This window comes from Synechococcus sp. 8F6, assembly GCF_002252665.1.
Lineage (GTDB): Bacteria > Cyanobacteriota > Cyanobacteriia > PCC-6307 > Cyanobiaceae > Cyanobium_A.
In genome coordinates, this window is the sequence record NZ_NQKZ01000002.1 from 223,954 (window position 1) to 242,567 (window position 18,614).

Genomic DNA, 18,614 nt, shown 5'->3' on the forward strand with positions numbered 1-18,614 from the left:
CTGAATGGCCTGTCTGATCGCCGCGCCCAGCAGTGGCAGCGGCAAGACCCTGCTGTCGCTGTGCCTGGCCGCCTGGGCCCGGCGATCGGGCCGGCAGCTGCAGCCCTTCAAGGTGGGGCCCGACTACCTCGACCCCCAGTTGCTCAGCCGGGTGAGCGGCCACACCTGCCGCAACCTCGATCCGCTGCTGTGTGGCCCGGAGTGGGTGGAGCGCTGCTTTCACTGGCACGGCAGCCGGGCCGACCTGGCCCTGGTGGAGGGGGTGATGGGCCTGTTCGATGGCCGCGGACCCAGCAGTGAGGGCAGTTCGGCGGCGGTGGCGGCCCAGCTGGCGCTGCCGGTGGTGCTGGTGGTGGAAGCCTCTCGGCAGGCGGGCTCCCTGGCGGCCCTGGTGCGGGGCTTCCGCGACCATGGCCCGCCGCCGGTGACCCTGGCCGGCGTGGTGCTCAACCGGGTGGGCAGCGAACGCCACCACGCCCTGCTGAGCGAAGCGCTGGAGAGCATCGCCGTGCCGCTGCTGGGGGTGCTGCCCCACCACCCGAGCCTGGAGCTGCCGTCGCGCCACCTGGGGCTGCTGCCGCCTGGGGAGCTTCACGATCTGGAGCAGCGCCAGGAGCAATGGGCGGAGCTGGCCGCCCGCCACCTCGATCTTGCGCGCCTGGAGCCGCTGCTGGCGCCCCCCGCCCCCCAGGCCGGCGCCGAGGATCCGATCCACTGGTGCCTGAGCCAGCACCGCCCCAGCCCACCCGAGCAGGCACCGGAGCAGGGGCCAGAGCAGGCGCCGCTGCCGGTGGCGATCGCCAGCGACGCGGCCTTCCACTTCCGCTATCCCGAAGCCGGCGAGCTGCTAGCGGCGGTGGGGCTGGAGCCGGTGGCCTGGAGCCCCCTGGCCGATGAAGCCCTGCCGGTGGGCTGCCGGGCGGTGCTGCTGCCCGGGGGCTATCCCGAGCTCCATGCCGCCCAGCTGGCGGCCAGCCGCCGCAGCCTGGGCGAGCTGGCCCGGGCGGCGGCGGCTGGATTGCCGCTGGTGGCCGAATGCGGCGGCCTGCTGCTGCTGGGCGAGCAGCTGGCCGATGGCGACGGGATGCTGCAGCCGATGGCGGGGGTGCTGCCCTTCCGGGCCCGCAAAGGGGCGCTGAGCCTCGGCTACCGCGAGGCCAAGGCCACGACCAGCGGGCTGCTGGTGCGGCCCGGAGAGCACTTCTGCGGCCATGAATTCCACCGCTGGCAGCTCGAATCTGTGGCCAGCACCGGCGGGCTGTGGCAGCTTGAAGGTTGGGGGACGCCAACCCGGAGCGAAGGATGGACAGCGCCGAACGTGCACGCCAGCTGGCTGCATCTCCACTGGGCTGGATGCCCGGTGATTCCCTCTCGCCTGGCCGCCGCAGCCGGGCGCGCCGCGCCGCTGCCGACGAGCGCCGCTTCATCCAACCCCACGAGCCCAAGCCCCAGATTCAGCAGGAACGCTGGCAGCTGATCGTGCGCGGCCAGGTGCAGGGAGTGGGCTACCGCGCCGCCTGCTGCACCCGGGCCAGGGATCTTGGCCTGAGCGGCTGGGTGCGCAACCGCCCCGATGGCTCGGTGGAGATTGAAGCGGAGGGTTCGCCCCAGGAGCTCACCGAACTGCGCATCTGGTGCGAGAAGGGTCCGGTGCTAGCGATGGTCAACAGCGTCGCCTCCAACCAGGTGCCGGCCACCGGCGCCGACTGGTTTGAGGTGCAGCGCTGATGCGTGGTGGCGAGGGGTGCCAAACGCGTGAATGACTGTGTTGAACAACCTGTTGCACAACCTGAGATCACCGGTGTGAACACTCCTCCCCAGCTCGAGCTGTGGCTGCTGCGCCACGGCGCCACCGAATGGGCCCTCAGTGGGCGCCACACGGGACAGACCGACCTGCCCCTGCTGCCGGAAGGGGAGGCGGAGGCCCGGGCCCTGGCACCGATGCTGGCCCGGCAGCGCTTTGCTGCCGTGCTGGTGAGCCCGCTGCAGCGGGCGCGGCGCACCGCCGAGCTGGCCGGCCTGGGGGCGCAGGCCCGCATCTGCCCCGACCTGCAGGAATGGGACTACGGCCGCTACGAGGGCATCACCACCGCCACGATCCGCGAGCAGGTGCCCGGCTGGACCGTGTGGAGCCACGGCTGCCCCGACGGCGAAAGCTGCCCCCAGGTGGAGGAGCGCTGCCAACGGGTGATCGCCTTAGCTGAATCACTGGCCGCCCCCCAGGCCCCGGCGGTGGCCCTGGTGGCCCACGGCCATATCCTGCGCAGCCTCGCGGGCACCTGGCTGGGGCTCGGAGCGGCCAGCGGGGCGCTGCTGAATCTGAACACCGCCACCGTCTCAGTGCTCGGCCATGAACGGGAGCGGCGCACGGTGGTGCGCTGGAATGCCCCGGTCGTGCCCGCCACGTCATGACTGATCGAAATGACTGATCCACATGGCTGATCCACAGACCGCTGCCAATGGCCTGAGCGCCCTGCTGGGGGAGCTGGCGGCCTTCGGGCTGGCGATCGGCTTCTCGCCGCTGCACATCGGCCTGCTGCTGCTGCTGCTGCTCGGCCCCAAACCCCTGCAGCGCGGCGGCTGGTTTGTGGCGGGCTGGCTGGCCACGGCGGCCCTGGCGGTAACGCTGCTGCTCACCGTGGGCCACGGTCTGCTGCTGACGATGGACAAAGGCACCAGCCACCGCACTGGCCTCGACCTGCTGGCGGCCGGCGCCCTGCTGGGGCTCGGCCTCAAGGAGCTGCTGACCAAGGAGGAGGAGGGGGCTGCTCCACCGGGCTGGACACGCAAGTTGGATCAGTTCTGCGCCATGCCCCTGCCGCTGCTGCTGGCAATCAGCGCGGCCCTTGAGGTGGCCAGCCCCGACGATCTGATTCTGTTTGCCAAAACTGCCGGCAGCCTGCTGGCGGCAAACCTGGGCCGGGGCACGGAGGTGCTGGCCACCGGCGTGTTCAGCCTGGTGAGCGCCAGCCTCCTGCTAGTGCCGCTGCTGGCCCTGCTACTGGCCGGCCCGGAGCGGATCCTGCCGCTGCTGGAGCGGGGCAAGCAGTGGTTGTTTGCCAAGGGCGACCTGCTGGTGGGCCTGGTGAGCGTGGCCCTCGCCGTCTACCTGGGCTGGCAGGGCATCGAGGGCCTCATGCTGGCCTAGCCCGAAGCTGGCCTGATCAGAGATCGGCCTGGAGCCACTGGCTCCAGAGCTGCTGCTCGGCAAGGGCGCCGGGGCCGGCGGCCGGCGGCCCGGCCTGGAGCGTCACCGCCTGGCTGGCGCGGCTCACCGCCACGTACACCAGCTGGCGGCGCAGCACCGGGTCGCTGGGCCAGAACACATCGGCATCGACGAACACCTCAGCAAAGGTGCTGCCCTGGCTGCGGTGCACGGTGAGAACGGCGGCCGGACCGAGGGAGGCAAAGGCGTCCCGCACCAGGAAAAAGCGGCGCCACAGGCCCTTGCCCTCCTGCTTGCCGGCATCCCTGGCCCGTTGACGCAGGCGGGCCAACACCGCCTCGAGGGCGCTCCGGGCCGCCGAGCCCAGGGGCGGCAGCAGCCTCAGGCTCAGCTGGCTGTCGCCGGCCTCCACCCGGGCCGTGAGGGTGTCGATCACCGCCGCATCAGCCACGCCGAAATCGGCCAGGTCGCAGCGCTCGGGGATGACATCGCGCACCACCAGCTCCCGGTTGGAGCCCAGCAGCATGTCGGGCTCCTCGGCGGCGTCCTCACCCTCGCGGCAGGCGGGGGCCATCACGGCAGCGCGGGTGATCAGCACCTCGCCGGGCAGCACCGGCAGCTGGTCGGCCATCTCGCCGTGCAGGGCGCGGCGGGCGATCGGCACCAGCTGCTCGAGGGAGCGGTTTGTGTAGCAGAGGATGCGGGCCAGGTCTGGGTTGTCGGTTTCGGCGCTGCGGCGCAGGGCGGTCTGGGCGGCCTCGAGCCACTCACGCCGCTCCAGCAGGGCCACCTGACCGCTGGCGGTGCGGATCGGCGGCAGCGGCGGCGGCTTGCGGCAGGGCAGATCGCCCTGGCGCAACCCCGAGGCCAGGCGCAGCACCGGCCCATGGTGGCGCACCACCTGGCGCAGCTCGGCCCGGCTGGCCCGGCCCAGGCTGAACACCGGGCTCACGGGTTCACCAACCGGCGGCAACTGGGCCGGATCGCCCACAAACACCAGCCGGGTGCGAAAAGGGTGGGCGCAGCGCAAGCTGATCTCCAGCAGGGTTGAGTCCACCATCGAGGCCTCATCGATCAGCACCAGGCCCAGGTGCTCGAGGGCGACGGCGGTTTGCTCGGTTTCCTCACAGCGCTCGATATCGCGCTGGCGCTTGAGCTTGAGGCGCAGCAGCCGGTGGATGGTGGAGGGAAACCAGGTGGGCGCCAGGCCCGCCAGGGCCAGGTGGGAGCGCAGCACGCCCACGGCCTTGTGGGTGGGGGCGACGACGGTCCAGCAGAGGCCGGTGGCCTCCACCTGGGCCAGAAAGCGCATCGACAAAAAGGTTTTGCCGGTGCCGGCGTAGCCGCTCAACACAAACGGCGTGCCGTCAACCGGGGCGGCCAGCCAGTCGGCAAAGGCAGCGGCCGCGGCCTGCTGATCGGCGGTGAGGGCCGCGGAGGGGCCCGATGCTGCGGCGTCAGCCAACCGCGTCAACCAACCGCGGTGAACCAGCCCAGCCCCTGGGCCAGATGCAGCGGAGAACCCAGCAGCACCAGCCCGGGCAGTGCCACCAGCGGCCCCATCAGTGCACCGATGAGCACCTCCAACCGGGTGTGGCCGAGGTTTTCCTTGAGGGGCTTGGGGGTGTCACCCATCGCATTCACCCGGGCAGCCGTGAGGCCGGCGGCGCGGCGCACGCCGGAGGCGTCGTAGAGCACCACGAAACAGAGCACGGCCGCCAGGGCAAACAGGGGTCCGTCAAACCCCTGCACCCAGCCGAGGGCGGCGGTGGTGCCGGTGAGCAGGGCCGAGTGGCTCGATGGCATGCCGCCGGTTTCCAACAGCACCCGCGGATTCCAACGGCGGTGCACCACCAGCTCAATCACCAGCTTGGAGAGCTGGGCCACGCCGCAGGCCGCCAGCCCCCACCACATCACGCCGTTGTCGAAGATCCCAGCAAGGGGGGCGCTCATCGGTCGCGGCTCGTGATGTAGTCGGCCAGGGCCAACAGGGGCGCGGCACTGGCGTGCCAGGGGGCCAGGGCCGCCTTGGCCTCGGCCACCAGGGCATCGGCCCGCTGGCGCGATTCCTCCAGGCCGAGGAGCTTGGGGTAGGTGGTCTTGTCGGCGGCGAGATCCTTGCCGGCGGTCTTGCCCAACACCTCGCTGCTGGCGGTGACATCGAGGATGTCGTCGATGATCTGGAAGGCCAGTCCGATGCCGCGGGCGTAGGTGCGCAGGGCCGCCAGCAGGTCGTCGGAAGCGCCGGCGATCAGGGCACCGGTGAGCACGCAGGCACTCAACAGCGCACCGGTTTTGTGCAGGTGGATGTATTCGAGGGTGTCGAGATCGACGCTCTTGCCCTCGCACTCCAGATCCACCACCTGGCCGCCCACCAGACCGGGGGCACCAGAGGCCAGGCTCAGCTCACCCACCACCGCCAGCAGCCGCTCAGCCGGCACGCCGGGGCTACGCAACGCCACCATCTCGAAGGCGCGGGTAAGCAGGGCGTCGCCAGCCAAGATCGCGTTGGCCTCGCCGTACACCTTGTGGTTAGTGGGGCTGCCGCGGCGCAGATCGTCGTTGTCCATGGCGGGCAGGTCGTCGTGGATCAACGACATGGTGTGCACCATCTCCAGCGCCACCGCCGTGGGCATCGCCAGATCGCTCTCGCCGCCCGCCAGCTCACAGGCCGCCAGGCAGAGGATCGGCCGCAGCCGCTTGCCGCCGGCCAGTAGCGAGTAGCGCATCGCCTCCCGCAGCGATTCGGGGCGCTCCGGCCCGAGGGAGCCGTCCAGGGCCGCCTCAACCCGTAGGCGGCTCGCCTCCAGATAGGCGGCGAAATCAAAGGAGGTGGATACCGCCGCGGTCATGGGGGCTGGGCCTCTGGCCATTCCTGGCGGGATTCTCTCAGGCGAACCGCCGGCCCAGCGCTGGCGGGTGTTTGTTGCAGAGCGATTTGGATGTGTGAAACAGAACGTTCAACAACGCGCGAGGCCCCAACGCGCAACGACCCGGCGGCCCGTCAGGACATCAGCTCAGGGCACCAGATCAGGGCACCAGATCGCCGAGGCCGTGGTCGACGCCGGCGCGGCGGCACCAGGCCACCACGGTGTTGACCAGCAGCATGGTGACGGTCATGGGGCCAACGCCACCGGGCACCGGGCTGATGGCGCTGGCGATCGGCTCCACCTCCTCGAAGCGCACGTCGCCGCAGAGGCCGCTCTCGGTGCGGTGAATGCCCACATCCACCACCACGGCACCAGATTTCACGTGCTCAGCGCCGATCATGCGCGGCCGGCCGGCGGCCACCACCAGCACATCGGCCTGGCGGGTGAGGGCAGCCAGATCGGTGGTGCGCGAATGGGCCACCGAAACGGTGGCATCGGCGGCCTGGAGCATCAGCGCCATCGGCTGGCCCACCAGGATGCTGCGGCCCACCACCACCGCGCGCTGGCCGGAGAGCGTCACCCCCTGGCGGGCCAACAGCGCCATCACGCCGGCGGGGGTGCAGCTGCGCGGGCCGGGTTCGCCCTTGAGCAAGCGGCCCAGGTTGAGGGTGTGCAGCCCATCGGCATCCTTCTCCGGATCGATCGCCAGCAGCAGCGGCGCCTCATCGAGGCCGTCCGGCAAGGGCAGCTGCAGCAGGATGCCGTCGCAGGCGGGGTCGGCGTTGAGCCGCTGCACGGCCGCCAACACCTCTGCTGCCGGAGTGCCGGCCGGCAGATGGGCGCCCAGGCTGGTGATGCCCACCCGGGCGCAGGCCTTCTCTTTGTTGGCCACGTACACGCCGCTGGCGGGGTCGTCGCCCACCCGCAGCACCGCCAGGCCGGGCGGGCGCCCCACCACGGGGAGATGCTCGGCGATCACCGCCTGGAGCCGGGCTTCTATCTCGCCGGCCAGCTGGCGGCCGTCCAGACGGAGGGCCATGGAGCAAATCAAGGCTGCGCATCACCAGCTTGCAATCCCGCCCGCAGGCAGGCCCGCTAGCGTTTTGGAATGGTGTTAAGGCAGCTGCGATCCCTGTGGCGGAAGCTGCTGCGGCTGGAACGCCCGCGGCAGCCTCCCGGCATCTGGCGCAGCCGCGACACGGCCTCGGTGCTGCTGGTGTGCGCCCTGGTGGCGCTGGTGGCCAGCTGGCCCTGGCTGGTGGAGCCCAACCTGCGCCCCGGCATGAGCGCTCCCTTCACGGCTCGAGCACCGAAGGCAGCCCGGGTGGTGGACAGCACGGCCCTGGAGGAGCGGCGTCAGGAGATGGTGCCGCGCACCACCGTGCAGGTGGTGGACCAGCAGACCAACCAGCTGCTCCAGCAACAACTGGAGAAGGGCCTGCAGGCGGTGGAACAGCAGGCCAACGCGGAGCAGCCGCGGGTGGAGCCGGTGGCGATCACCGCCGAGGAGCGGGCCTGGCTGAAAACCGTCGGACCGGCTGAGCTCACCGCCTGGGGGCGGGAGGTGCGTCAGGCCCAGCTACGCATGCTCAGCCAGGGGGTGGCCCCCGGCGTAGCCGAAGGGCAACTGCTGCAAGCCGCCACCCTGCAGCTGGAGCCGCTGGCGTCGGTGCCGCGGGGCCTGGGGGCCCGGTTGCTGACCAATGCGCTGCAGGGGCACTCCAACCTGCGCAGTGATCCGGGGCTGAGCCAACGGCGCATTGAGGCGCTGATCACCCAGCAGGGCATCCCCACGATCGTGGTGGAGCAGGGCGATCTGATCACCCGCCAAGGGGAGACGATCAGCCCCCAGGCCTTAGACGTGCTCGATTACTTCGGTTTGGTGAACCGCAGGCCCAGGCCGCTCACCTGGCTGGGCCATTTCCTCGAGGCTCTGGCGGTGGCTGGGGTGCTGGTGCTGGTGCTGCGGCGCTGGCGGGCCTGCCTGGAGCCGCGGCAGGCGCTGCTGGCCCTCGGTGCACTGCTGGTGATGCAGGGCTTCACCTTGTGGCTGGGGCCGCTGGCCAGCCCCCTGGTGCTGCTGGTGCCGCCGGCCCTGCTGCTGGCCCAGGGTCTGGGCACCCCCTGCGGCCTGGCCTGGCTGGCGGCGGGCACCTTGCTGTGGCCCCTACCGGTGACGGCCCTGACGGCCGTGCGGCTGCTGGTGGCAGCGGCGGTGGGCAGCGTGGCGGCGGTGGCGGCCGGACGGCAGCGCAGCCGGGCCGAACTGCTGCAGCTGGCGGTGCTGCTGCCGGGAGCGGGCCTGGCCGTGCAGTGGCTGCTGCTGCAATCCGTCCTGCGACCCAGTCAGGTGGATCTGCTCAGCGAAGCGCTGCTTCTGGGCGGGCTGCTGATGGCCGGGCTGCTGCTGGCGCCGCTGGTGGAAACCTTCTTCGGGCTGGTAACCCGGGCGCGGCTGATGGAACTGGCCGATCTGCAGCGGCCGCTGCTGCGGCGGCTGTCGGTGGAGGCGCCGGGCACCTTCGAGCACACCCTGATGATCGCCGGCCTGGCCGAGGAGGGCGCCCGGGCGATCCAGGCCGACATCGACCTGGTGCGCACCGGGGCGCTGTATCACGACGTGGGCAAGCTTCACGGCCCCCAGTGGTTCATCGAGAACCAGGGCGAGGGCAGCAACCCCCACGACGCCCTCAACGACCCCTTCGCCAGTGCCGCGATCCTGCAGGCCCATGTGGACGAGGGGCTGAAACTGGCCCGCCGCTATCGGCTGCCGCGTCCCCTGGCCGACTTCATCCCCGAGCACCAGGGCACCTTGAAGATGGGCTACTTCCTGCACCAGGCGCGGGAGCGGGATCCGGCCATCGCCGAGGAGCAGTTTCGCTACCGGGGGCCGACGCCCCGCAGCCGCGAGACGGCGATCCTGATGCTGGCCGACGGCTGTGAGGCGGCCCTGCGCTCCCTGCCGCCGGGCACCAGCGAAACGGAGGCCCAGCAGATGGTGCGCCGCATCGTGGAGGCCCGCCAGAACGACGGGCAATTGGCCGAAAGCGGCATCGGCCGGGCCGAGCTGGAGTTGCTGATCCGGGCCTTTGTGCGGGTGTGGAAGCGGATGCGTCACCGCCGCATCCCCTACCCGATCCCGGCACGCAAGGCTTTTAGCGCCTAGCGCGCAGCTTGCGCTCCAGCACGATGCCGGCGGGCACCAGGGTGATCAGGTTGGCGGCGATCAGGGGGCCATCGCTGGTGCAGACGCCATAGAGGGCCCACAGGGCGATGCCGGCAGTAAACAGGCCATACATGCGCAGGGAGATGCCGCTGGTGTCGCCGCTGCGCAGGGTTTTGAGGGCCTGGGGGAAGAAGCTCACGGTGGTGAGCAGGGCCGCGACGTAGCCCAGGGCACGCACGGCAGGAGGCACCAAGGGGGCGGCCATGGGCTGCAGCGCAGAGTGTGGCCAGCATGGTGGACAGGCCCCGATCCTGCACCTGCCGCCATGACGCCGCTCAGCTTCCGCGAGCTCCAGGCCCAGCTGCAGCCGGAGTGGAGCCGGGTCAACCAGGCCCAGGGGCCCGATATGGACGTGCTGATGGTGCCGTCGCTGTCGATGGACCAGAGCCAGATCGACCTGGTGACGGGCGCCCACCACTACGAGGAGCGGCAGCTGTTTTCGCTGATCCGGCTGCGGGATCCGGGGGTGCGCATGGTGTATGCCACCAGCAAACCGCTGGGGGAGCTGGTGGTGGATGCGGTGCTGGAGCTGCTGCCGGGGGTGCCCACCTCCCACGCCCGGCGGCGGCTGCACCTGGTCGACACCGACGACGCCTCCAACCGGCCCCTTACCGCCAAGCTGCTGGAGCGGCCGGCGCTGCTGGCGCGGATCGCCGAGCTGCTGCGGCCGGGGCGCAGCTTCATCAATTGCTTCGTGGTGAGCAACCTGGAAAAGCAGCTCTCCGAGCGGCTGCAGGTGCCGCTGCTGGGCACCGATCCGGCCCTGGGCTACTGGGGCAGCAAGGCCGGCAGCCGCGAGCTGTTTGCCCGCTGCGGCGTGCCCCACCCGCCCGGCTCGCCCCTCACCCACAGCCTCGACGACCTCACCGAAGCCACCGCCGAACTCTGGGAAGCCCATCCCGAGCTGCGCCAATGCGTGGTGAAGCTCAATGAGGGTTTCAGCGGCGAGGGCAATGCCCCCCTGCCTTTGGCACCCCTGCAGCTGGCCGAACTCAGCGGCAGCGAACGCCGCCGGCGGTTGCGCCAGGCCCTGGAGGCGCTGCCGATGCCATCACCCGGCTGGAAGGAGCAGCTGGGACCCCAGGGAGCGCTGGTGGAAGCCTGGCTGGAGGGGGGAGAGGCCCTGCGCTCGCCGAGCGTGCAGGGCACGATTCACCCGGGCTCGGCAGGCAAACCAGGCCTGGTGGAGGTGCTCTCCAGCCATGAGCAGGTGCTGGGCGGCGCCAGCGGCCAGACCTACCTGGGCTGCAGCTTCCCGGCAGCAGAGCCCTACCGGCTGGCGCTGATGCACCACGGCCAGGCGGTGGGGGAGGCCCTGGCGAAGGAGGGGGCACTGGAGCGCTACGCGGTGGATTTCATCGCTCGGCGCTTCAACGACCGCTGGGACCTGCAGGCGATCGAGGTGAACCTGCGCCAGGGGGGCACAACCCACCCCTACATGGCCCTCAGCGCCATCACGAGCGGCACCCTGGATCCGGCCAGCGGGCTCTACCGCGCCCCCAGCGGCCAAGCACTGCACTACAAGGCCACCGACAACCTCACCGCCCCCCACCTGCGCGGGCTGCTGCCGGTGGACCTGATTGACATCGTGGCCGAGGCGGGGCTGCACTTCGACCCGGCCCAGCTGCGCGGCAGCGTGTTTCACCTGCTGGGCTGCCTGTCGGAATACGGCAAGCTCGGCATGACCTGCATCGGCCGCAGCGCCGAGGAAGCCGAAGAGGTGTATGCCGCCACCGAAGCCGAACTGCTGCAAGCGGCCCGGCGGCTCGGCCACTGATCCGGCTCGGCCACTCATTGCGGCTTGACAGGCGTCGCGCCATCCAGTTGGTTGGAAGCGGTTGTCGATCCCCCAATGCAGCGGACGGAGGCCTGCTCCATCCTTCGCCAGAGCACCCAGGCCAGCACCTTGGTGGTGGTCGCTGCGGCGACCCTGCTACTGCTGGGCTGCAACGGGTTCGGGTGGGGTGAGGCTGAGCGCCAGCGGGCGGCGGCGGCGGCACGGCAACAGCAGCTGGATGGCCTGGTGAGCCGGTGCCGCCAGCAACAACCGGCGGTGCAGAAGCTCGTGCTGGAGCACGATCGCAGCGTCGCCGCGCTCAGCCAGCTGAACCAGCAGCGCTTTGTGCCCTTGGCGCGGCCGGCGGCGCCCGATCCGGCGGTGATGGACCGCTTCACCCGCGAGGACCAGGAGCTGGAGCAGGAGCGTTATGCCCAGGCCCTGGCCCGCTGGCGGGAGGCCGATGGGGCAGAAAGGCGCCGCTGGGAAGCCGGGCAGGAGGCGCGGCGCCGGGAGCTGACGGCCCGCCAGAGCGAGGCACGCGAGGCGCTCGCCAAACTCGATGTGGCGGCCACGGAGGCTGCTCGCGCCGCCTGGAGCGGTTGCGATCGGTCCCAGCTCTCAGCCTTCAGTTGAGCCAAAGGAGGTCGGACTGGAGCTCTTGGGCCATGCGGCTCGAACCGCTAAACAGCTGCTCAAGTTCGGCGGGGGTGAGCACCAAGGCATCACAGCTGAGCGGCAGACGCTCAAGCGGCCAGTCGCAGAGGCGCCGGTGCTGGGGACCATCGACGGCTTCATCGATCAGCAGCAGATCCAGATCACTGCCCACCGAAGCGGCGCCCCGGCCATAGCTGCCGAACACACCAATCCGCCGCAGGCTCGGCCGCAGACGGCGCTGCTCATCTGCCCAGGCGCGCGCCTCATGCAACACCTGCTCAGGCTGGGGCCAACGCAGCACAGATTGCGTCAACGAGCGCACGGGCATGGCTGAGGGCGTCTTGGCTTTGCAGCCGGCCGAGCGGTTCATCGGGTGCTGTTCAACGCTTCATTTTGAGCCAACAAGCTCGCGGCCGCACGCGCCGAATGGCGCTACTTTCAATTCAGCTAATGCTGTCCCTTGAGCGACACACCCCGACGCTCCCGCCGGCCCCAACGCCGCCAGCTGTGCTGCCCGGCCCATCCGGAGCAACTGATTGAGGGCAACGGCAAGAAGTATTTCCTGCACCTGCTCACGATCGAGCAGCTGAAGGCCAGGGGCATGGCCGACAAGAGGGCCAAGCTGGTGATCCAGGCTTACCCGGTGCTGGTGCTGAGCAACGAGTGGCTGGAAGAGCTGTTTTGCCCGGCCTGCGGCAGCAGCCGCTGGTGCCATGTGATCAAGCACGACCGGGTGGAGCACACGGTGCGCTGGGCGCCGCGGGATCTGTGGGAGCAGGTGGCCCATGTGGATCCGGTGGTGGGCAACCCCACGGTGAGTGAATTCACGCGCAGGGAAGCGAGGCGCCACAACCAGAAACGAGCCGACGGCAAGCGGGTGTTTGACGCCGGCTGAGGCAACGCAGGGCTGCCCAGGCCAGTTTCTCGATCAGCTCAAGGCCGCTCTCGGCGCAGGGGTGGGGATTCTGCAATCAGAAATACTGGCTGAAGTCGAGCATGCCCTGAGCAGCTGGCTGGAGCTGCCCTGACCGCAGAAGAGCACTTCACCAACCGACAAACACAGGCGGGGCGGGATCCGCCAGCGAAGCCTATTCCCGATCGGGACAATCAGGCGCCAACTCGCCCTAGGATCCCGCAATGATCCCGAACGGTAATTTCCAAAGAACCATGGCGTCTTTGCGTCTTTTTATTCCAGTACGGGACCAAGAGGGGCACCGGTTATGACGGCAATCCATGCCGTGCATGATCTGGGGGCCGCCTTGCGGGTGGCGCGCAAAACACTGCGGCTCACCCAGGCGGATCTTGCCCTGGCGGCTGGGGTGGGGTTGCGCTTTTTGGTGGAGCTGGAGGCTGGCAAACCAACAGTGCAGCTGGAGCGGGTATTGCGGGTGATCGACGCCCTGGGTGGAACCCTGCATCTGGACACGGAAAGCAGTGGCCAGTGAAATCACCACCAGCCTGGAGGTGTGGCTGCTCAACCAGCGGGCAGGCACGCTCTGGCTGAATGCCGGGGAGCTGCAATTTCAGTACTGCGCACTCTGGCTGGAGCAACCGCAGGCGATCGCGCTGTCGCAAAGCTTGCCGCTAAATGCAGAGCCGTTTGGCGATCAGGCCTGCAGGCCATTTTTTGCTGGATTGCTGCCAGAGGGGCAACTCAGGCAGCGGATTGCCCAGCAGTGCCAGATCTCAAGGTCCAATGACTTCGGCCTGCTGGCCGCGATCGGTGGTGATTGCGCTGGTGCAGTGTGCCTGATGTCGGGCGATCAAGTCACTGAGACAGAAGCTGTGGAGTGGCTGGAGCAGGATCAGCTGATCGCCCTGCTCAATGACTTGCCCCAGCGGCCAATGCTGGCGCAGCGCGATGGTCTGCGGCTGTCGCTGGCTGGCGCCCAAGACAAGTTGCCGGTGGTGTTTAACGGGGCCCGCATCGGCTTACCCCTTGGCAGCACGCCCAGCACGCACATCCTCAAACCGGCCATTGCGGCAGTAGAAGGCAGCGTGCTCAACGAGGCGTTCTGCATGGCCTTGGGGCAAGCCATGGGGCTCCGGGTGGCTGACGCCGAGATCCTGACGGCCGGAGAGCGGCAGGTGTTGGTGGTGCATCGCTACGACCGAAGCCGCAGAGACGATGAGAGGTGGTTACGGCTGCATCAGGAAGACTTCTGCCAGGCGCTAGGCATTCCGCCCGAGCTGAAGTATCAGAATGAAGGGGGCCCTGATCTGAACGCCTGCTTTGGACTTTTGCGTAGAGCCACTAGACCCAGCGCTCCGCAAGTGATCCGTTTGCTGGATGCAGTGGTGTTCAACGCCCTAATCGGCAACAACGACGCCCACGCAAAGAACTTCTCATTGCTCTACACCGAAAGAACGCCAACGCTCGCGCCGCTCTACGACCTGCTGTGCACAGCGGTGTATCCCACGCTCACTGCAAAGATGGCGATGAAGCTGGGCAGCAAATATCTATTTGGTGAGGTGCAAGAACGCCATTGGGAACAATTTGCCAAGGCAACAGGTTTGTCGTGGGCGCAGACCAGAAAACGGGTGCTACGGATGGCTGCGCAACTTCCTTTGGTCGCCTTCCGCCTGCAAGCCGACGAGGCTTATCGAGATGAGGCACTGATCGGGGACATCGCCAACCTGATCGAGCAGCGCTGCGATCTGACCTTACGCCGATTCAACGCCTGAACTGTCCAGACCTCCGCTGAGCGAGCTGAGAAAGCAGGCGTAGCAGAGCCGATGTTCAGTGGCCAGACGCCTCAACAATCCATTCCAGCCGCTGGGATGGACCGAGGGAGAAGCGCGCCCGAATCGGAGCAGAGATCGCGGTTTGCCCCCGGGCATGGGCGTGGGGATACACGCAGAAGGCACTAGGCTGTTTAACAAATCGTTTAACAAAATCCAGGATGGCGATCGGCGTGCGGGTAGAGCCCGAGCTTGAGCACCAGTTGGATCAGCTTGCGCTCAGCATGGGAAAGAGCCGTAGCGCTTGTGTGCGTGAGGCGATCGCGCATTATGTACAGCGCTTTAGTAACAACGATGAAGCTCAACGTCAGTCGGCCTTGATTGCTGAACATAGCGGCACACCCAATTGGAGTGAGCAACTTCCGGACTGGCCTGATTGGACCGTATGACAGTGGCTCTACAACGGGGTCTGATCGTGACGATTACCATCTCTGGGGTGTACTCAGGCAAGCCAAGACCAGCCGTGGTGGGGATTCTGGAATCAGGAATACTGGCTGAAGTCGAGCATGCCCTGAGCAGCTGGCTGGAGCTGCCCTGACTAGTTAAGGGTGAGCATGCCGTTAGCCATCACCAGGCCATTCGGAAAGGTAGAGCCGGTGCCTGTGCTGGACAAGATTGCACTGAGCTTGCTGTTCTATAGCGGCCGTCGCCACGGCGGCAGCGATGCATGGAAATCCTGCTTGCTGTGGTAGATCGACGGAAGCGGCTCCCAGGAGGTCGACATGGGCGTCATTGGCAAAAGAAGCTCTGAGACAACAGCCGTGAAGCGATGATCACCAGCTAATCGCTTCACCAGGCAAAGCGATTAGAGTGCGACGATGGCTTCATCCTGGATCTGGCAGCAGGCGGACTGGCCCCAGTTCCACTGGGAGGGCTCCGCTCTGGAGGCGCTGCTGGAGCAAGCCCGCGCTGCACGCCAGGAGCTGCTGAGCCGGCTGAAGACGCTGGAGCCCCCGCTCGATCGCGAAGCGATCTCCGCCTTGCTGGGCCGCGAGAGCCTGGGCACGACCGCCATCGAAGGCGAGCTGCTCGATCCCGGCCAGGTGCGCTCCTCGATCGCGCGCCGGCTGCGCCTTCCCTTGGCCGAGGGGCAGCCGGCCGCCAGCGCCCAGGTGGAGGGCCTGCTGGATGTGTTGCTGGAGGCCACCAGCAGCTTGGATGAGCCCCTCACCCTGGCCACGCTGAACCACTGGCACCAGCGCCTGTTTGCCGCTGGCCCGGATGGCCTGCGCGCCATTCGGATCCGTGAGCTGCGCGATGAGGCGCCGATGCAGGTGCTCTCCGGCGCCATCGGCCGTGAGCGCCTCCACTTTGAAGCCCCGCCCAGAGGCCAGCTCGATGGGCAGCTGGAAGTGTTTCTGGCTTGGGTCGCCTCACCTCCAGCGCAGCTGGACGGGCTGTTGCGCGCGGGCCTGGCCCACCTCTGGTTCCTCACCCTCCACCCCTATGAAGACGGCAATGGCCGCTTAGCCCGTGCCATCACCGATCGGCTGCTCGCCCAGGACTGCAAGGCTCAGGCCCAACAGGCGCTATCAGGCCGCGCCTTGGCCCTCTCCGCCCAGATCCTGAGGGAGCGGCAGGGCTACTACATGGCACTGGAGCGCTGCCAACGGGGAGAGCTGGATGTCACGGATTGGCTGCGCTGGTTCCTGGAGCAGCTCACCGCAGCGGCGGCCACCAATGGCGCCGTGATCGATGCGGTGCGGCGCAAGGCCGCCTTCTGGTGGTGCCACCGCCACAGCGGCCTCAACAGCCGCCAGCAGAAACTGCTCAACCGGTTGCTGGATGCCGAACCGGAAGGGTTCACGGGCGGCATGACCCTGCGCAAGGCCATCGGCCTCACCAAGGTGAGCCGCGCCACAGCCTGGCGCGATCTGGCCGAGCTGGTGGAGCTGCGTGCGATCGAGCCGATCGGCGAGGGCCGCAGCCGCGCCTATCACCTCCGTTGGCCAGGTCTGTGACCGGTGGGAGCGATGTTGCAATGCACTTTCCAGACAACGTCTGTCGGGGCGCTTGATCGCTTGCTCGATCGCGTAGCGCTCCACGTCGACGTCGATCGTTGGATGCCAAACGGGCAAGCCCATCTGACGATCAACCGAGCCATTCCTGCGGAAGGTTGGCGATGGCACGAAACTCAGGATCCTTGTGCAGCAGGGTGGCGCCCACCTGCTGCGCGGCCGCCGCGCTCGTCTTCGTCTTTCCAGACGCGGTGGAGAACCTCCATCCGGCTGAGAAAGCAGGCGTAGCAGCGCCCTGGCTGCTCAAGCGCCTCTTCAACCCGTCCGGCACCGGCTTCGTCGTCGCGCAGGGTGAGTAGCGCCGATGTGTCGAGCAGGAGTAGCGATCCCATCTGGGAATCAATCCGTTTTGCAGGAAATCAGTGGCCAGACGCCCGCTCGGCCTGCCGCTCGGCTTCGCGATCAGCAAGCAAGCGCTGGCTGGAGCCACCACGGCGGCCCATGCCGCGAAAGGCTTTGACCGGCGATAGATCCACCGGCACCACCCGGATGGAGCCATCAGCCTCCACGGTCCATTCCAATCGCTTGGAGGGGCCCAGCGAAAGCCATCCCGGATGGGGGCAGGGATCACGGTCTGCCCGCGGCTGGTAATGGTGCTGCGCATAGAGGGCACCCCGGCGGGTAAATTACCAAATCTCATCCATGATCATTCACGCTGCCGCCTGCCCGTTGATGAACGTCGGCGACCTGGGCCCGCAGCCGGCCACAGCTATCGAACGCTTTGGCGAAAGAAATCCCGGCTTTAACGAAGCATGGCCCATGGGAAGCGATTGTGGACACCATCACGACCCAGGCGTGCATGCCCTCGCAGCTGCAAGCGCCAATCACCCGTCTATGCGCAAAAAGGCATTCTTGAAGCAACAAAAAGCTGATGCCCGAGCCGATCCGTAGCTGCGTGTAGCCAACGCTGTCCTCCTTTTGACGTGTGTTAAGGGGTGTCAGCGGCGCAGCATGAACCAGGAGGTCCGATCGCAGCCATGGCAGTGATGTGCGGTGGGTGAGGCGTTCAGCCCGCCCAGATCTCGGCCAGCTGCAACTGCAGGCCGGGGAACTCGGGGCCCGCTTGAAGCAACGCGATCTGCTCCAGGCGCTGCGATTCACCGCTGGCGGGCCACACCTCCACAGCCCGCTCATGGGGAATGAGCAACCAACCCAGACGGGCACCATTGCTTTGGTACGCATCCATCTTGCGGCGCAGAGCGGTGAGGCCACGCGGACCTTCGTCGGTAGGGCTGGCGAGCTCAACCACTAGCTCGGGGCAGAGGGGAGCAAAGCATCGCTGCTGATCGGGCGTGAGGGCCTGCCAGCGCTCGAGGCGCACCAGCGAGGCATCCGGGCTCAGCACAGATCCATCGGGCAGGCGAAATCCCCCCGAACTTTCGAAGACCTTCCAGCCGCCTTATTGATCCGCCCACAGCAACAGCCGCATCACCAACCGGCTGTTGCGGCCACTGGTTTCGCTGCCTGTTGGCGTCATCGCGATCACGGTTCCATTAGCAGCCAGCTCGAGCACCGCTTCGCGGTTCTCGGCACACACCAGCTCGAACTGCTCGGGCGTCAGCCGCAATGCTGCCGGTAGGCGCAGCGGCGCCAAGGCATCGAATGACGCACCAGATGCTGGAGAAACGGTGGTGAGCGTCATTGCCGCAGTTCGGCGGGCCTTTTCATGCTGTGGCGCCAGGCCTAAATCCATCAAGAAGGCCGCTTCAAGGCAAAACCGACGGCTCCTCCAAGAACCAACTGGAGAACCCGGCAATGGCACCGATCAACCAAACCGCATTTTTTTCAAGGCGGTGCCGTTGCCGGCGGTCGTCTGGATGTTCAGCGCTTCTCACCTGAACACAACCTGTGAGCTCAAGAAGCGTCTTGAAATCAGCGTTGGGGTCGCTCATTCAGATGCTGACCAGTGTTTCTCGCTGGTCGTTCTTTACGAACTGGAGGGTGGCACCAGCCTCTTCTCGCTCCTTCACCAACAAATACAACGCGAGAGCCCTGCGGAAAACATCAGTTTTTGTGAGTCCCTCGGAGGAGGCCAGCGACTCAAGGCGCTCGCTCAGGCGATCAGGCAGGCGCACTTCCAATCGAGAGGCACTCATGGGCGGCACGGGAGGCATTACAGTTGATTGTACGAGAAAAACCAGGGTTTTTTCGGCAAAAG

23 protein-coding genes and 1 pseudogene are annotated in these 18,614 nt (G+C 67.8%); 12 read left to right on the top strand and 12 right to left on the bottom strand.

Annotated elements, in window-relative coordinates; all coding sequences use genetic code 11:
* The first annotated feature begins 4 nt into the window (after positions 1–4).
* The 4 genes from CJZ78_RS03155 to CJZ78_RS03170 all read left to right on the top strand — a co-directional run bounded on the left by CJZ78_RS03155 (position 5) and on the right by CJZ78_RS03170 (position 3,148).
* Positions 5–1,477, top strand: coding sequence for a cobyrinate a,c-diamide synthase (locus CJZ78_RS03155; RefSeq protein ID WP_094559426.1), 1,473 nt, complete (start codon positions 5–7; stop codon positions 1,475–1,477).
* Positions 1,478–1,479: 2 nt separating this feature from the next.
* Positions 1,480–1,728, top strand: coding sequence for an acylphosphatase (locus CJZ78_RS03160; protein ID WP_233128436.1), 249 nt, complete (start codon positions 1,480–1,482; stop codon positions 1,726–1,728).
* A 75-nt stretch (positions 1,729–1,803) separates the two neighbouring features.
* Positions 1,804–2,412, top strand: a complete 609-nt coding sequence (locus CJZ78_RS03165; RefSeq protein ID WP_233128437.1) for a histidine phosphatase family protein — start codon at positions 1,804–1,806, stop codon at positions 2,410–2,412.
* A gap of 22 nt (positions 2,413–2,434) precedes the next feature.
* Positions 2,435–3,148, top strand: a complete 714-nt coding sequence (locus tag CJZ78_RS03170) for a GAP family protein (protein WP_094559427.1) — start codon at positions 2,435–2,437, stop codon at positions 3,146–3,148.
* A gap of 16 nt (positions 3,149–3,164) precedes the next feature.
* On the opposite strand, the gene CJZ78_RS03175 is transcribed toward CJZ78_RS03170, so the two are convergent.
* The 4 genes from CJZ78_RS03175 to folD form a co-directional block, all read right to left on the bottom strand.
* Entirely contained in the window at positions 3,165–4,631 is a 1,467-nt protein-coding gene (locus CJZ78_RS03175; protein ID WP_094559428.1) for an ATP-dependent RecD-like DNA helicase, read from the bottom strand.
* Positions 4,632–4,636: 5 nt separating this feature from the next.
* Complete coding sequence (locus tag CJZ78_RS03180; protein ID WP_094559429.1) at positions 4,637–5,119, bottom strand: divergent PAP2 family protein; 483 nt, start codon at positions 5,117–5,119, stop codon at positions 4,637–4,639.
* Positions 5,116–6,018 (bottom strand): geranylgeranyl diphosphate synthase CrtE, encoded by a 903-nt coding sequence (crtE, locus tag CJZ78_RS03185; RefSeq protein WP_094559430.1) that lies wholly within the window; start codon positions 6,016–6,018, stop codon positions 5,116–5,118. The genes CJZ78_RS03180 and crtE overlap by 4 nt, the downstream gene beginning before the upstream one ends.
* A 178-nt stretch (positions 6,019–6,196) precedes the next feature.
* Complete coding sequence (gene folD / locus CJZ78_RS03190; RefSeq protein ID WP_094559431.1) at positions 6,197–7,075, bottom strand: bifunctional methylenetetrahydrofolate dehydrogenase/methenyltetrahydrofolate cyclohydrolase FolD; 879 nt, start codon at positions 7,073–7,075, stop codon at positions 6,197–6,199.
* 69 nt (positions 7,076–7,144) lie between these two features.
* Between folD and CJZ78_RS03195 the strand changes: the two genes are divergently transcribed.
* The gene (locus CJZ78_RS03195) at positions 7,145–9,202 is read left to right on the top strand and encodes an HDIG domain-containing metalloprotein (protein WP_094559432.1); all 2,058 of its coding nucleotides are present in this window, start codon (positions 7,145–7,147) and stop codon (positions 9,200–9,202) included.
* Here CJZ78_RS03195 and CJZ78_RS03200 read toward each other — a convergent pair.
* On the bottom strand, positions 9,192–9,467 hold the full coding sequence (locus tag CJZ78_RS03200) for a SemiSWEET family sugar transporter (protein ID WP_094559433.1): 276 nt from the start codon (positions 9,465–9,467) through the stop codon (positions 9,192–9,194). The two genes, CJZ78_RS03195 and CJZ78_RS03200, sit on opposite strands and share 11 nt — an antisense overlap.
* 60 nt (positions 9,468–9,527) lie before the next feature.
* Between CJZ78_RS03200 and CJZ78_RS03205 the strand changes: the two genes are divergently transcribed.
* Entirely contained in the window at positions 9,528–11,039 is a 1,512-nt protein-coding gene (locus CJZ78_RS03205; protein ID WP_094559434.1) for a peptide ligase PGM1-related protein, read from the top strand.
* Between the two features lie 75 nt (positions 11,040–11,114).
* Entirely contained in the window at positions 11,115–11,675 is a 561-nt protein-coding gene (locus tag CJZ78_RS03210) for a hypothetical protein (RefSeq protein ID WP_094559435.1), read from the top strand.
* Here CJZ78_RS03210 and CJZ78_RS03215 read toward each other — a convergent pair.
* Positions 11,668–12,066 (bottom strand): nucleotidyltransferase domain-containing protein, encoded by a 399-nt coding sequence (locus tag CJZ78_RS03215; protein ID WP_233128438.1) that lies wholly within the window; start codon positions 12,064–12,066, stop codon positions 11,668–11,670. The genes CJZ78_RS03210 and CJZ78_RS03215 overlap by 8 nt on opposite strands.
* 90 nt (positions 12,067–12,156) lie before the next feature.
* Here CJZ78_RS03215 and CJZ78_RS03220 point away from each other — a divergent pair, with 90 nt between their 5' ends.
* The 5 genes from CJZ78_RS03220 to CJZ78_RS03240 all read left to right on the top strand — a co-directional run bounded on the left by CJZ78_RS03220 (position 12,157) and on the right by CJZ78_RS03240 (position 16,399).
* Complete coding sequence (locus CJZ78_RS03220) at positions 12,157–12,591, top strand: hypothetical protein (protein ID WP_094559436.1); 435 nt, start codon at positions 12,157–12,159, stop codon at positions 12,589–12,591.
* 325 nt (positions 12,592–12,916) lie between these two features.
* Positions 12,917–13,141: a helix-turn-helix transcriptional regulator gene (locus CJZ78_RS03225; RefSeq protein WP_094559437.1), complete on the top strand. Its 225-nt coding sequence runs from the start codon at positions 12,917–12,919 to the stop codon at positions 13,139–13,141.
* Entirely contained in the window at positions 13,131–14,381 is a 1,251-nt protein-coding gene (locus CJZ78_RS03230; protein ID WP_198953821.1) for a type II toxin-antitoxin system HipA family toxin, read from the top strand. Before CJZ78_RS03225 ends, CJZ78_RS03230 begins: the two co-directional genes overlap by 11 nt.
* 218 nt (positions 14,382–14,599) lie before the next feature.
* Positions 14,600–14,827, top strand: a complete 228-nt coding sequence (locus CJZ78_RS03235) for a ribbon-helix-helix protein, CopG family (protein ID WP_094559438.1) — start codon at positions 14,600–14,602, stop codon at positions 14,825–14,827.
* 429 nt (positions 14,828–15,256) lie between these two features.
* Positions 15,257–16,399 carry a Fic family protein gene (locus CJZ78_RS03240; protein ID WP_094559439.1) on the top strand — a complete coding sequence of 381 codons (1,143 nt, stop codon included), beginning with the start codon at positions 15,257–15,259 and terminating at the stop codon, positions 16,397–16,399.
* A 173-nt stretch (positions 16,400–16,572) separates the two neighbouring features.
* Here CJZ78_RS03240 and CJZ78_RS03245 read toward each other — a convergent pair whose 3' ends face one another.
* The 6 genes and pseudogenes from CJZ78_RS03245 to CJZ78_RS03260 all read right to left on the bottom strand — a co-directional run.
* Positions 16,573–16,788, bottom strand: coding sequence for a PIN domain-containing protein (locus tag CJZ78_RS03245; RefSeq protein WP_233128439.1), 216 nt, complete (start codon positions 16,786–16,788; stop codon positions 16,573–16,575).
* Between the two features lie 27 nt (positions 16,789–16,815).
* Positions 16,816–16,977, bottom strand: a complete 162-nt coding sequence (locus CJZ78_RS03250; protein ID WP_233128440.1) for an AbrB/MazE/SpoVT family DNA-binding domain-containing protein — start codon at positions 16,975–16,977, stop codon at positions 16,816–16,818.
* Positions 16,978–17,462: 485 nt separating this feature from the next.
* A pseudogene (locus CJZ78_RS14785) lies at positions 17,463–17,831 on the bottom strand (Uma2 family endonuclease); the annotation flags it as partial.
* 24 nt (positions 17,832–17,855) lie between these two features.
* On the bottom strand, positions 17,856–18,098 hold the full coding sequence (locus tag CJZ78_RS14790) for a hypothetical protein (protein WP_369802008.1): 243 nt from the start codon (positions 18,096–18,098) through the stop codon (positions 17,856–17,858).
* 64 nt (positions 18,099–18,162) lie between these two features.
* Complete coding sequence (locus tag CJZ78_RS13650; protein ID WP_143592835.1) at positions 18,163–18,348, bottom strand: hypothetical protein; 186 nt, start codon at positions 18,346–18,348, stop codon at positions 18,163–18,165.
* A partial coding sequence (locus CJZ78_RS03260) for a ribbon-helix-helix domain-containing protein (protein ID WP_143592836.1) occupies positions 18,349–18,614 on the bottom strand: 266 nt, incomplete at its 5' end. It lies immediately after the preceding gene.

Coding starts and splice junctions, on each gene's coding strand:
- CJZ78_RS03155 (WP_094559426.1), top strand. CDS start 5: ATGGCCTGTCTGATCGCCGCGCCCAGCAGTGGCAGCGGCAAGACCCTG.
- CJZ78_RS03170 (WP_094559427.1), top strand. CDS start 2,435: ATGGCTGATCCACAGACCGCTGCCAATGGCCTGAGCGCCCTGCTGGGG.
- CJZ78_RS03180 (WP_094559429.1), bottom strand. CDS start 5,119: ATGAGCGCCCCCCTTGCTGGGATCTTCGACAACGGCGTGATGTGGTGG.
- crtE (WP_094559430.1), bottom strand. CDS start 6,018: ATGACCGCGGCGGTATCCACCTCCTTTGATTTCGCCGCCTATCTGGAG.
- folD (WP_094559431.1), bottom strand. CDS start 7,075: ATGGCCCTCCGTCTGGACGGCCGCCAGCTGGCCGGCGAGATAGAAGCC.
- CJZ78_RS03195 (WP_094559432.1), top strand. CDS start 7,145: ATGGTGTTAAGGCAGCTGCGATCCCTGTGGCGGAAGCTGCTGCGGCTG.
- CJZ78_RS03200 (WP_094559433.1), bottom strand. CDS start 9,467: ATGGCCGCCCCCTTGGTGCCTCCTGCCGTGCGTGCCCTGGGCTACGTC.
- CJZ78_RS03205 (WP_094559434.1), top strand. CDS start 9,528: ATGACGCCGCTCAGCTTCCGCGAGCTCCAGGCCCAGCTGCAGCCGGAG.
- CJZ78_RS03210 (WP_094559435.1), top strand. CDS start 11,115: ATGCAGCGGACGGAGGCCTGCTCCATCCTTCGCCAGAGCACCCAGGCC.
- CJZ78_RS03215 (WP_233128438.1), bottom strand. CDS start 12,066: ATGAACCGCTCGGCCGGCTGCAAAGCCAAGACGCCCTCAGCCATGCCC.
- CJZ78_RS03225 (WP_094559437.1), top strand. CDS start 12,917: ATGACGGCAATCCATGCCGTGCATGATCTGGGGGCCGCCTTGCGGGTG.
- CJZ78_RS03235 (WP_094559438.1), top strand. CDS start 14,600: ATGGCGATCGGCGTGCGGGTAGAGCCCGAGCTTGAGCACCAGTTGGAT.
- CJZ78_RS03240 (WP_094559439.1), top strand. CDS start 15,257: ATGGCTTCATCCTGGATCTGGCAGCAGGCGGACTGGCCCCAGTTCCAC.
- CJZ78_RS03245 (WP_233128439.1), bottom strand. CDS start 16,788: ATGGGATCGCTACTCCTGCTCGACACATCGGCGCTACTCACCCTGCGC.
- CJZ78_RS14790 (WP_369802008.1), bottom strand. CDS start 18,098: ATGACGCTCACCACCGTTTCTCCAGCATCTGGTGCGTCATTCGATGCC.
- CJZ78_RS13650 (WP_143592835.1), bottom strand. CDS start 18,348: ATGAGCGACCCCAACGCTGATTTCAAGACGCTTCTTGAGCTCACAGGT.